The 12,311-nt window shown below is 67.4% G+C and carries 10 protein-coding genes; 2 read left to right on the top strand and 8 right to left on the bottom strand.

Annotation, left to right across the window (positions count from 1 at the left end):
• Window positions 1-40 precede the first annotated feature (40 nt).
• Both LIU39_RS22120 and LIU39_RS22125 read right to left on the bottom strand, forming a co-directional pair.
• Window positions 41-2,527 (bottom strand): tetratricopeptide repeat protein, encoded by a 2,487-nt coding sequence (locus tag LIU39_RS22120; protein ID WP_227048593.1) that lies wholly within the window; start codon window positions 2,525-2,527, stop codon window positions 41-43.
• Entirely contained in the window at window positions 2,527-2,910 is a 384-nt protein-coding gene (locus tag LIU39_RS22125; protein ID WP_227048570.1) for a hypothetical protein, read from the bottom strand. The genes LIU39_RS22120 and LIU39_RS22125 overlap by 1 nt, the downstream gene beginning before the upstream one ends.
• Window positions 2,911-3,116: 206 nt before the next feature.
• Between LIU39_RS22125 and LIU39_RS22130 the strand changes: the two genes are divergently transcribed.
• Window positions 3,117-3,455: a hypothetical protein gene (locus LIU39_RS22130; RefSeq protein WP_227048571.1), complete on the top strand. Its 339-nt coding sequence runs from the start codon at window positions 3,117-3,119 to the stop codon at window positions 3,453-3,455.
• 172 nt (window positions 3,456-3,627) lie between these two features.
• Here LIU39_RS22130 and LIU39_RS35320 read toward each other — a convergent pair whose 3' ends face one another.
• A complete protein-coding gene (locus tag LIU39_RS35320) occupies window positions 3,628-4,836 on the bottom strand; it encodes an NUDIX domain-containing protein (RefSeq protein ID WP_308409405.1) in 1,209 nt (402 codons plus the stop codon).
• A gap of 215 nt (window positions 4,837-5,051) precedes the next feature.
• Here LIU39_RS35320 and LIU39_RS22145 point away from each other — a divergent pair, with 215 nt between their 5' ends.
• Complete coding sequence (locus LIU39_RS22145) at window positions 5,052-5,954, top strand: aminoglycoside phosphotransferase family protein (protein WP_227048572.1); 903 nt, start codon at window positions 5,052-5,054, stop codon at window positions 5,952-5,954.
• 87 nt (window positions 5,955-6,041) lie between these two features.
• Here LIU39_RS22145 and LIU39_RS22150 read toward each other — a convergent pair whose 3' ends face one another.
• From LIU39_RS22150 to LIU39_RS22170, 5 genes are all read right to left on the bottom strand, one after another.
• Window positions 6,042-8,210 (bottom strand): hypothetical protein, encoded by a 2,169-nt coding sequence (locus LIU39_RS22150; RefSeq protein ID WP_227048573.1) that lies wholly within the window; start codon window positions 8,208-8,210, stop codon window positions 6,042-6,044.
• A 164-nt stretch (window positions 8,211-8,374) separates the two neighbouring features.
• A complete protein-coding gene (locus LIU39_RS22155; RefSeq protein ID WP_093802085.1) occupies window positions 8,375-8,710 on the bottom strand; it encodes a helix-turn-helix domain-containing protein in 336 nt (111 codons plus the stop codon).
• Entirely contained in the window at window positions 8,707-9,018 is a 312-nt protein-coding gene (locus LIU39_RS22160) for a tyrosine-type recombinase/integrase (protein WP_227048574.1), read from the bottom strand. The genes LIU39_RS22155 and LIU39_RS22160 overlap by 4 nt, the downstream gene beginning before the upstream one ends.
• Window positions 9,019-9,194: 176 nt before the next feature.
• Window positions 9,195-11,000 carry a group II intron reverse transcriptase/maturase gene (ltrA, locus tag LIU39_RS22165; protein WP_227048575.1) on the bottom strand — a complete coding sequence of 602 codons (1,806 nt, stop codon included), beginning with the start codon at window positions 10,998-11,000 and terminating at the stop codon, window positions 9,195-9,197.
• 605 nt (window positions 11,001-11,605) lie between these two features.
• The gene (locus LIU39_RS22170; protein WP_308409406.1) at window positions 11,606-12,307 is read right to left on the bottom strand and encodes a tyrosine-type recombinase/integrase; all 702 of its coding nucleotides are present in this window, start codon (window positions 12,305-12,307) and stop codon (window positions 11,606-11,608) included.
• Between the last annotated feature and the right edge of the window lie 4 nt (window positions 12,308-12,311).

Consider the following 12,311-nt stretch of genomic DNA (forward strand, 5'->3'; position numbering starts at 1 on the left):
GGCGCTGCGTAGCACCGATCCTGCGGAGCGCCGCACTTGGTCATCTTGACCGAGCGTGTTCCAGGTTCGTGCGCGCGGCTCTCGTTACGGGGTGATCCTCGCCCAGGACGCGAAGGCTGTCGGTCAGGGTGTGCTCGAAGAGGGGGATGGCCTGTTCCGGGTCGCCTGCCGACTGGTAGGTGCTGGCGAGGTTGTTGCGGGTGATCAGGGTGTGGGGGTGGCCGTTACCCAGGATCCGTTCGCTGTCGGTCAGGGTGCGCTCGAAGAGGGGGATGGCCCGCTCCGGGTCGCCCGCGGCCTGGTAGGCGCCGGCGAGGTTGTTGCGGGAGGCCAGGGTGTCGGGGTGGTCGTTGCCCAGGATTCGTGCGCGGTCGGTGAGGGTGCGTTGGAGGAGGGGGATGGCCTGTTGCGGGTGGCCTGTTGATTGGTAGGCGTGGGCGAGGTTGTTGCGGGTGGTGAGGGTGTGGGGGTGGTCGTTGCCCAGGATTCGTGCGCGGTCGGTGAGGGTCTGTTGGAGGAGGGGGATGGCCTGTTCCGGGTCGCCTGCCGACTGGTAGGCGCTGGCGAGGTTGCTGCGGGCGGTCAGGGTGTCGGGGTGATCGCCACCCAGGACGCGAAGGCTGTCGGTCAGGGTCCGCTCGGACAGGGGGATGGCCCGTTGCGGGTGGCCTGCCGTCTGGTAGGCGCCGGCGAGGTTGTTGCGGGTGGTCAGGGTGTCGGGGTGGTCGTTGCCCAGGATCCGTTCGTGGTCGGTGAGGGTGTGTTGGAGGAGGGGGATGGCCTGTTGCGGGTGGCCTGTTGATTGGTAGGCGTGGGCGAGGTTGTTGCGGGTGATCAGGGTGTGGGGGTGGTCGTTGCCCAGGACTCTGACGATGTCGGTGAGGGTGCGTTGGAGGAGGGGGATGGCCTGTTGCGGGTGGCCTGCCGATTGGTAGGCGTGGGCGAGGTTGTTGCGGGTGATCAGGGTGTGGGGGTGGTCGTTGCCCAGGACTCTGACGATGTCGGTGAGGGTGCGTTGGAGGAGAGGGACGGCCTGTTGCAGGTCGCCTGCCGACTGGTAGGCGCCGGCGAGGTTGCTGCGGGCGGTCAGGGTGTCCGGGTGATCGTCGCCCAGCAACCGTTGGCGGTCGTCCACAGCGCGGTGGAGATGCTGCGCGGCATGGTTGTTCATGCCCTGTTCCTGTAGGAAGGCGCCGGCTTTCAGGAGCAGGCGGGCCGTGGCCTCGACGTCATGCCGAGTGGGGGTGTGGCCGGTGAGGGCATTGGCGTGGGGCAGGAGTTCGCGGCACCGCGGCCACACCTCCGGCGTTCTCTGAGCGTGCGGGAACGCGCCTTCGAGGCGGAGGGTGGCCTGGTCGTGTGCGTGGTCGATGTCGGTGGTCTGCCGGTGGGGGTCGTCGGGGTCGGGGGTGCGGGCGAGGGTTTGGACGAGGCGGTGGATGCCGAGGGTGCCGTCGTCGGCGGTGGTGATCATGCTGTAGGCGGTCAGGCGGCCGATGGCCTTGTGCACAGCGGGGGCCGGTGCGCAGTCGTCGAGCAGGCTGCGGGGGATTCCGGTGGGTGCGTACCAGGCGATCAGGCGGAGGATGTCGCCGGCGAGCGGGGTGTCGGCGAGGCGGTCGAGGGTGAGGCGCCAGACCCGGGCGATGGTGCGTGCCGCGTCGGTGCCTTCGGCGGCCTCGGCGAACATGTGCGCCGGTGACGCGGTGAACAGGTCCAGGTAGGCGCGGGGGGTGAGGTGGGTTTCGGCGCAGTAGGCGGCGGCCTGTTCCACGGCCAGGGGCAGGTGCCCGAGTTCCGCGCACAGCTCGGCGACGCCGTCCCGGTCGGCGGGGTGCGGATGGATGCCGGTGAAGAGGTCTACGGCCTCGGGCCGGTCGAGGACGTCGAGGCGCAGGGCGGTGGCGGTGTGGTGCCAGCCGGTGGCGCGGCGGGTGGTGATCAGGAACCGGCCGGACGGGACGCGGTCGATGAGGGGACGGATGTCGTCGGGGCGGTCGACGTTGTCCAGGATGATCAGCCAGTCCTCGTGCGCCGCGAGCCATTGCAACGCGCGCTCGACGAGGGCTTCTTCGGGGAGTCCGATCAGGGCGGGCTGGAGGGCGCGGGCCAGTTCGGCGAGGTCGGCTTCGACGGAGGGGCGGCTGTCGGCGGTGATCCACCAGCAGGGGTTTCCGGTGAAGCGGTGGGTGGCCCAGTGGGCGGCGAGGGAGGACTTGCCGATGCCGCCCAGACCGTGCACGGCCTGGACCACGACCTCACCCGGAGCCGTAAAGGCAGCGTCGAGATGGTCGAGCTGCTCGGTCCGCCCGACGAACCCTTGCGTGCGAGGGACGTTGCTCAGGCGGGCGGGTGCGGCAACGTCAGCGAGGGGTCCGTACGCCTCCGGCGGCAGGACGACGCCGTGCTCGATGTGCTGCGCGACGGAGTTGATGAGGTCGCGGCCGGCGGCATTCGCGCCTCTGCTCGCCTCAACCCGGGACGCGGGGGCGGCATCAACCTCCCGGCCGCGGCCGAACAGCGGCATCAAGGACCCCGGTGTGCGGTGGTGCCTTCGATGTCCCCGCCTGCCGCGTTGGACCCACCGCTCGCCGAGATCCCCCCACCCGGTTGTGACGGGGCGGGGGGAGTGGGGGCGCTGTCGTGAGCTGCGGCGTTGCGGATGCTCCCGCCGGCGGCGTTCGAACCGCCCTGCGCAGCCACCCGGGCGGCAGGCGCCGTCGCAGGGGTGCGGACCAGGGCGTAGACCGATACGGCCAGCGAGATGAGCCCCGCCACCGACCCTGCCACGCTGCCGAGTTGGTCGGCCGTGCCCAGATCCCCGACCACCGCCAGCACCGTCAACGCGACCGCGGCCACCGCTCCCGCAACCGCCAACGACCACCACGCCGTGCGCTGCCACCCCGTCATACCTGCATCATCACACCGTGGGCCATGAACAGACCCCGGATCGCGCCAAGACGGGTACCGATCTCCACCGGTGTCCTCCGGCGGGTGCTGGAGGACACGATCGCCCGCTCTCGACATCGCACCGCTGTGTGCGAACGGCAGCTGGGGAGGTGGGCGTGGGGCGTCCATGGCTGGGATAGTGGAGGCCGTCAGGTGGGGAGCGGGACGTGAGCGACGGTGTGGGCGATTACTGGGTGATCGAGGTGGCTCAGCCCATCGTGGTGTGGGGTGTTGACCCGACGGCGGAGACAGCTTACGAAGCGGTTTCGCAGGAGGGGAGCGTCCCCGTCAGCCCGCACGTGCCTGCCCGCGGTGGGGCACCGTTGCGCTGTCCGCAGTGCGATGCCGACCGGGGGTGGACGGCAATGGGCGCGTGGGACGATCCGGTGCGGCTGGTCTGCCCGGCCGGCCACGGCTGGACCCCGTGGGGGGATCAGCCGGCCCGGGGGCGGGAGTTGATGCAGGAGTTGATCCTGGCCAGCGGCATCGAGGCATACCGCGCATAGCCGACCGGCCATCGTGGCGGCAAGAGCTGCTACCAGCCGTTACCACCCACATGACGTGCCGGGAGCGGACGCACTCCTCCTGCGCCATCGTGGGGCGGGCCGGGGCTGGTCCCGGAGGGCGGTGGTGTCCATCGTGCTCCGTGCGTCGGCTGTCGGTCGGGTGCGGCCGTGCTCACGGCTGCGGAGCGGCGCCGTCCGGGAGGAACTGCGCGGCCTTGATGGACAGTTGCTGCCGTAGGTACGTCTCGGCGTCGCCGGGGCGCATCCGGGCCAGCGTGACCAGGGCGGTGAGGGCGACGTCCGCGACCTCGGCGTGCACGTCGCCCCAGGTGGAGGCGGGCTTGCGGGGGTTGGTGCCGCGCGCGCCGATGACCGCCTGCGCTGCTTCCCCGGTCTCCTCGGCGATCTTCAGGATCTGTAGCGTCCACTGCTCCGGCTCGCTCAGTCCCCGCTCCTCGTCGTGCGTGGTGAACCGCCGGGCGAGCCGCCGGATGGTCGCCGCGAAGGAAGCATCCATGGTCGCCACGGAAGAGGCATCCACGGGAAGCGCGCTGTCGCGGGGCCCGCCCGGGAAGTGCTCCTTGCCGGAGGCGCAGGCGCCGTGCTCTGCCGCGTGCCGGAGCACCAGCTCGCGGGTCGGGCCGCACATCACCAGCCGGTCCAGCATCTCCGGGGCGAACCAGCGCAACTGCACCCCTTCGGTCAGACCGACCCCGTCGGCGTCACCGCTCCAGCGCGCGGTGTACACCTGGACGGGCACGCACAGCCCGTCGGCGCCGACTGCCTTGTCCACGGCGAGGGGCTCCAGGTCCAGTGGACCGATCCCCGGGGCTTCCTCGGCCAGTTCGCGCCGGATCGTGTCGAGCGGCGACTGGTCCTGCGGTTCACGGCCGCCGCCCAGCAGCGCCCAGGAACCCGGTTCCCAGATGTGGGGATAGTTGTCGCGCAGGTGCAGCAGATACCGGCCCGCATCGTCAAAGATCATCGCCGAGGCGTTCACCGGCCGCGGCCGGCCGTCGAGCCCGCCGTTCAGCAGCTTCGCCCGGAGCGCCGGCGAGCCGACCTGGCCGAAGGAGCGCCATTCAGCTCCCGAGACCTCCTCGTCCTGGAGGGCGATCCCGGGTTCTTCGTGGGCCAGGTAGAAGACGAACCGGAAGTCGTAGTGCCGGTGAGCGGGCTCGCCCCTGGCCGGGGCCGCGTCGATGTCGACCGGGGTGTCGAGCAGTTGCGGGGTCAGGCACAGATCGCCGGGCTGGATCCCGGCCTCTTCGCCCACCTCTCGCAGGGCTGTGGCGAGCAGCGTCGTATCGGTCGGCTCGACGTGGCCGCCGGGGCCCCCGCGCGGGTTCGTGGAATCTTGGAGGGTGTGAGCGAGAAACACGCGCGTCAGGTTCTGCAGAGTAGTCGAGGCTGCGGTGGGTTCCTCTGGGCTTATGGCGGCGGTCAGGTGGTCATCGTCGATAATCCTGGGTGCTGTGCGGGATGGTTCGACGAGATCACTCTTCACGCTCTGTGACGATTGCAATGTTGTGGGACGTGCACGGACCGTGGTCTTAGGATGCGCGAAGACTGCATCTACTACCCGCGGGAGACAAGTTGAAAGAGCTGGTCTGCGTCGCGCCAGAGGTTCGGGACCGGCTCGTCGTTCGGTTCGGAGCTGACGTGCTGGCCTGGTGTGATGAGTTGCCGGCTCTCGTGGACGAACTCGCTGCCCGCTGGGATCTGACGATTGTCGCGGCAGGTGGAGGAGGCACCTCGCGGGTGTTCCGTTGCTTCACGCGGGACACCGGCGCCTCGGCGTGGCTGAAACTCACGCCGGAGCCAGAGATTGCCCGGGAGGAAGCCGAAGCTCTGCGGGCCTGGGCGAAGACGCCCTCGGTTGTCACGCTGCTGGCGCAGGATCTGGCCGTCGGGGCCCTGCTGCTGGAGGACGTGCAGCCGGGAGTTCAAGTGAGCCAGCGTGCATGGAATTTGGCCGAGGTCGCGGCGCTGCTGCGGGACCTGCGGGCCTCTGCTCCCGCGCCGGGTGAGCACTCGGCACTGGGGCTTCTCTCACACCGCGTCGACTTCGTGTTTGATTTGACCGACCGCAGGCTGGCAGCGGGCGACGTGAACGATCCGGCTGCCTCTGAGGTGCTTCGGCAGGCGCGATCGGCTGCCCTGGAACTCGCGGGCAATGGGCCTGTGGGACTCGTGCATGGTGATCTCCATCCGGCCAACGTGCTGTCTGGTCCGGGCGCCCGCATGGTGGCAATTGATCCGAGGCCGACGTGGGGCGACCCGGACTTCGACGCTGTGGACTGGGTGCTTGAAGGGGTTGCGGATCCAGCCGTGCTGGAGCAGAGGGTCGAGGAGCTGGCGGCGCTGGTTCCTGGCATGTCTCCTCGTCGTGTGCTGGGTTGGTGCCGAGCCCTGGCCGCCCTCATCGCGGTACCCAGAATGTGTGCGGGGCGGGACGACGCAGAGACTCGATTCCTCATGGCTCTGGCCGATGATTGAGTACTTCGTCGGCCTCGACCGGTCTCGTGCCACGCGGCCGTCGCGTCCGAACATGCGCAGCAGGTTGTAGGCCCGAGGCCGTTGCTGTCAGTGAAGCCGGTCGGGGCGCTTATCCGGATGGGCGGCGTAGATGTAGGTCAGCGCAGTGTCGGCGGTGATGCCGAACACTCGCATGAGGTGGACTGGATCGACGGTGGCGCGGGCTTCGTCGACGATGCGATCGCGTCGCAGCTGGGTGAGGTTGATGCCCAGTGGCTCGAATATGCGCCATAGGTAGAAGGCGTTGACGGGCCCGGTCTCTGCGGCGGTCTGCTGGCTGATGAACAGGTGCGGATTGCGCGTTGCGGACCAGCGGCGGTATCGCTCGTGCAGCCACAGGTTGAGGAGGCTGACGGTGACCTCGTCGAGGTGGATGACGCGAAGTGCGTGGCGGCGCCGGATGAGCAAGCGGCTGCGGCTCACGGACAGGTCGTCGACGAGGATGCGCGTGAGTTCGCGTTGGCCGACCGCGTGGATCGCGACGAGAGCCACGGCCAGGCGATCAGCGGCTCCGGTCGCGCGGTCGATGAGCCCGGAGACCATATCGCTGGGGAGCGTGCGCGGTGGCCGTGTGGGGCCGTGAGGCACGACGATGCCGCGGGTGGGGTCGCGAAAGATGGTCTTGTTGCGCTTGAGCGTGCGGAAGATACTGCGGAGCGCGATCCCCATGTGGCGTGCCGCCTCGCCCGCTTGAGCTTCGATTGCGGCGTCGACGTCGGCCGGGGTCACCTCGCGCAGTGTCCGGTAGCGTCGCCCCCACTCGACCAGGGCCGGGTGGGCATAGGTGAGGTAGTTCCTGATCGTGGCGTAGCGGGCGTGGGGCCGGCCGTTGCGGTCTTCCCTTCGCAGCAGCACGACCCACTCTTCGATCTCTGGGACGATGCTGGACGGCAGGCTGGCGATGATGCGGTGCGAGGCATGTTCACGTGGCTCGCTCTGGCGCGCGGTATCGGGGATGACCAGGCTGTTGTCGGCCAAGAATCGCAGCACCCTGCGGGTCCGCAGTCCCACTTCGTTGAGGAGCCTGATGTCCTGCTCGGGGATCGGGGCCGCGTTGCCGAGCCATCCGAACAGGATGCGAAGGGTTTTGGCCGCTGTGGAGAGGTTCTCGCTGCTCCAGCCGTGCTCCTGGCCGTGGCGCTTGAACCGATCCAGCATGCTGGCTGCCGCTGGTGACAAGGCATAGCTCTCCAGCGTCGTCCGCGCGTTCACCCAGTTCCGCCGGACCTTGAACAGTTCGCCTTGTCCAGGAACGAGCAGGTGGGGCGAGAGGCCGACGGACGTGCGGGCGGCGATCGCTTTCCTGTCGGTGGGGGAAGAGGGCTCGGTGCGTCGCCAGCTCAGCTGGATGGGACGTTCGGACAGCCCGACGGCGCTGTCGGCGAGCCATAGCTGGCACCAGTCGGTGCCGTGAGCGTCGATGCCCTGCTCCTGGACGTGCAGGAGACAGGTGCGGCACCAGCCATCGCGTATGGCCAGTGCAGGATGCTGACAGCGCCCACAGACGCCGGCGGAGTCAGGGCGGCTCAGTGCCCAAGCCCGGCAGGCCGCACACATCTCTGCGGTGCCGCCGAAGGCGCCGCAGAGCGCGCAGCTTCGAGGTTCGCGCCCCGCGAAGACTGTTGGCCCGCGTGGGGCCGGACGCAGCTCGCAATCCGGGTCGAGCAGTCCTGAGCGACGCAGGGCCTCGGCGGCGGCGCCGGCGAACCGCGGCATGCAGGCCAGGACGGCGTCGTCGACCAGCGTCTTGCCCTCCGCCGCGGCCAGTGCAAGGGCAAGGCGCACGACGTCGCGGGCAACCGGGAGCCACCAGTTGGTGTAGCTGCGCTCTGCGATGAACTCGGCCAGTGCAGGCTCGACGGCGTCCAGGCCAAGGGTCGGACGGTCACGGATTCGGCTCGCGAAGTCGATGCTGATACGTCCGCGGCACTCGAAGAGGGCAAGCTGCCCGGGAATAGCGGGCGGCAGGACGCGTGGATCGTCGGCGATCGGAGCGGGCCGCTGTGCCCGTGCCCACGTCGGGAGTTGATAACGGCCGTCGGAGTGCTTCCGGTAGGGTCCAAACGGCTGTGCCTGACGCTTGGGCAGCCCCTGGAAGATCAGAGTGAGCTGCACCGGCCGGGGGGTTGAGGGCGGGCTGAAGTACCAGTCGGCGTCAGTGGCAACGACCTCCTCGACGCAGGGCCGGCACAGGTCTTCCGGATTGACGAACCACACCCGGTCACAGCGTCGACAGGCGCCTTCGCGACGACCCGGCTTCGACCTGGTCTGGTGGCACGGCGAACAGTACGGCGGCTGCACCAGCCAGCCCCACCCCAGGCAGCCAGAGCAGTGCCCCACGCGTCCTGGTCGCTTCGGACGCTTCGGCCGTGTCCCCATCCTCAGTTGGGCGGCAGTGACCGCGGCGAGCGTCCGGCGCGAGGCACCGGACGCACTGCACCGGAGCTCTCCGAGCCGACCGCCTTCGGCGTCTGCTCGACGTCGGCCGGCAACTGCACCTCGTGCGGCTCGGCCTCCAGGAGGTCGGAGACCTGGCAGCCCAGCGCGGCACACATCCGATCCAGGTCGTCCAGGCGCACCGTGACCGGCTTCCCACTCCACATCGCCGCGACCTTGCTCAGCGACGGGCTGAACCCGACCTGCCGGAACGCCACCAGCAGATCCGACGGACGCCAAATATCACGTTCCGCTGCCGCCCAGCGCAGCTTCCACTTCACCGCAAACTCCCCTTGTCCACCTGCAGACGCTGTACCGCACGGTTGGCCGCCTGCATGCTGGCCAGCTCGGGATCTCCCTGAGCCGTTCTTACGTATCGAACCGTGGTTGTGGTCCATTCGTGTCCAAGGACCTTTTGAACCTCCCACAGCGACATGCCCGACTCGTAGTAGTGCGTCGCGCAGGCATGCCGTAGAAGATGCGGATGCAGTCCGGACACCGGGCCGGTCAGATACCGGTCGGAGGCCCTGCCCACGGCCTTCCGGAAGGTCGACGGAGTCACTGCGGGGGCCACCTTCACGTTGAGCATCGCGACGTTCCCTGGCAGTCGCTCCGATGGCCACACCGGCGCCAACGGGTGTTCCGGGTCGTCGCAGAACGAACCGCGAACCTGTCGGGTAGGCCCCGCCCCTCTCAAGGCGAGGCCCCCCTCAGAACCGTGCGTGCGCCTCGTCGACGCACACGGCTCAAGCAGATCCCCAGGGCCTACATGCAGGTATTCCTCTCCGGGTTCGGACCGCCATCGCGAGCATGAAGCTGGCGGTGGCATTCCGTGTGGATGAGGACCAAGTTCGAGCGGTCATCCGAACCACCTCGGCTTCGGTATACGACGTGATGCCTGTTGAGGGTTCGGGCTTTAGCGTCGAACCAGCGTGCCCATTCGCGCACGTCGTCCGGCTCGTAGCCCGCTCCCGCGATCAAGTCCAAACCGCACAGAGGACATAGCCCCTTCTGTCGCGCAGCCAGGTAGACATTGGGGCCGTCTGCCTGTGGGTGCTTGCGCTTCCGCGTGCGGCTGGCCCAGTACTCCGAGAGGCTGGAATCATCTTTCGATGCTGTCCCCTTTACAGGGATGTGCCTCACGATCCTGGTCCAAGCGAACTTGTACAGGTATCTGTTCGTGTCCTTGTCGCCGAATACCCAGCGGTCGTTCCGCTGGGGATGGAACTTCCCCCAGTAGCGGTCCACGATCCATGCCTTGGACTTCTTGGGGTGGCGCCATCGGGCCCACTTCCACGTCAACCGCCATACATGGTGGTCGAGTGAGGCGAAAGTCTCCGTGGAGACGACTCCTCTGTAGTAGGTGGCCCATCCCTTGATCAGGGGGTTTAGGTTTCTGACAACCTGTTCGACGGGAGCTCCCCGAAGGGCCTTGACCCTTGTGTTCATCTCCCGCTTGATCCTGCGGATGGAGTCCCGGCTCGGTTTGATGATCAGCTTGCCGTCGTACTTCCGAACGTTGAACCCCAAGAAGTCGAATCCGTCTTCGAGCTTGACCACCCGGGTCTTCTGCTCGTTGAAGGTAAGCCCTCTCGGCGTCAGCCATTCTGAAAGCAAGAGCTTCACATTCTCCGCTTCCTCCTCCGAGTGGCAAAACACTACGAAGTCGTCCGCGTACCGCACCGGGCGAGGGAACTTCTGGAGCGTCATACGGTGCATTCCTGCCCGACGCCCCAGAGCCTCCTCCATGCCGTGCAGCGCGACGTTGAGTAGCAGCGGACTGATCACGCCGCCCTGGGGAGTTCCCTCCTCAGTGGGTGCGAATCGCCCCCTGTCCATCACGCCGGCCTTCAACCATCGCTGGATCGCGTCCCTGGCGGGGAAGCAGCCCAACGTCCCTAGTAGTTGCTCATGGTCGATTCGATCGAACGCGCTCGCGAGGTCAGCGTCCAGCACCCAGGGTTTCCGCGACTTGCGGGTCGAGACGGTCCGGAAGATCTTCTCGATCGCATCGTGGCATCCACGCCCAGGCCGAAAGCCGTAGCTGGCTCCTTCAAAGCGCGCTTCCCATTCAGGCTCTAGAGCGTTCTTCACCCTCGCCTGCTGGGCTCGGTCCCTGACGACGGGAATACCGAGCGGCCTCATCGTTCCATTCGCTTTAGGGATATACACCCGGCGAACAGGCTTGGATTTCGAGGCCGAGACGGAAGCCAGCTCCTTCACCACGCGCCCTCGGGCGGACGGATTGAGAGCTTTCTCGCCATCGATTCCAGCTGTTCGTCGTCCGACGCTCTGCATCGTCACCCTCTTTACGCTGACGAGCGTGTTCGAGTGAGACTTGAGCATCAGTCGCTGAAGATTGCGAACTCTTTTGAGGTCGCCATCCTGCGTAGCCTTGAAGATTCTCTGTCGAAGACGTCGTACGTGCCCCTCTGCTGCTGGCCAGTTGACGCTGTGCCAGTACTGCGCATCAGAGACGTCCGAAGCTCCATTCGCTGGCTCACGATCGAGGGTCGCGATTACTGCTTCCCTTGCCGTTGCCGCGTCTAATTTGCACTTCGGTGCTGACATTTCGCTTCGCCTCTTCAAAGATCCACCTGACCCACGTGGGCTCCCTTTCGGGATCGGCCATCGAGGCCGGTATCTGCCCGGTTATACGCAGCGGATGAGGCTCCGCAGCCTGCGCTTTCCCGTGGGCTTTCGCCCTGGCAGCATTCGCTTCTTGGGTCATCCTTCCCCGCACAGGAGTTCACCGTCGTTGCCTTCGGTCTACCGGCCGCGGGGCCGGACCCGTACGGGATTTCCATGTTCCGCTCCGCTCAGATGCGCTCAAGGAGGGTGCCTCCTATACTCCGGGGCCAGTGGTAGTCAAGCCGCCTGCAAGAAGGGGCAGGTGGCCACCTCGCGCTTTCCAACGCCAGGCCCTTCAGTCGCCGAACAAATGCCATTGCGCGACCTTGGTATGACGAAGCCTCATCGGAGGTTCACTTGCGTTCACCCACTTGAGCTTTCCCGTGCCTGTTGGCTGCGAATGGCCCGCAGCCCCTTGGGCTTCGTGTCAGTCGGCTTAGCACGACCCCGTTACCAGGACCGCACCCGACTTAGGGAACCGGCCGTGTGACTACTTGGCCGGGGAGTTATCTGCCTCTTGATTCCTCCACTGATGTTGAGCGACTTCATGTCGCACCCTCGACGTACCACCACAGCAGTTCGCGGCCGGTGGCGAACATGTACGCCTCTCGAGGCCGCGGCCCGGAACGACGGGCACCCTTGCCCATGACCTCGAACCGCCCAAACGATCCGGACTCCCAGTGCAGGTCGCTCATCGTCATCCCGCACAACTCCGAGGCCCGCACCCCGGATATGTACGCCAGCTTCGCCATCGCGTAGTCGCGGCAGGCCACTGCGAACTTCCTGGAGTTCGGCAGATCCGCGCGCCAGGTTGCGAAGAACTCACGGATCGCCCGGGCCGACGGCGGGATCCGCTGGGTGTAGTCACCGCGGTGCGCCGGCCGGTTGAACGGATCGACGGGCGATTCGACGACCGCGCCGAACCGCCGGAACACCTCCCTGCCATAGCGCTGTTCCAGGAACGCGTAGTAGTGATCGATCCGCGTCATCTTCTGGCGCACCGTCGCGCCCGCCCGCTTGCCAGGCCCGGCGAAATACTGATCTACATGCCGCGGTGTGATCCGCCACGGCGGCAGGTGGTAGTAGTCGCAGACTTCGATGACGGGTCGGATCAAGTTCTCCAGCGTTGAGGCCGCAAGCCCCGCCACATCGCGAGACCACTGGTACTCCGCCAGCGTGTCGATGAAGAACCGCTCCTCGTCCTCTGTGGAGACCTGCGCATCCGCACGCCGCTGCAGCAGCACCACATCG

This window comes from Streptomyces pinistramenti, from assembly GCF_020564935.1.
GTDB classification, from domain to species: domain Bacteria; phylum Actinomycetota; class Actinomycetes; order Streptomycetales; family Streptomycetaceae; genus Streptomyces; species Streptomyces pinistramenti.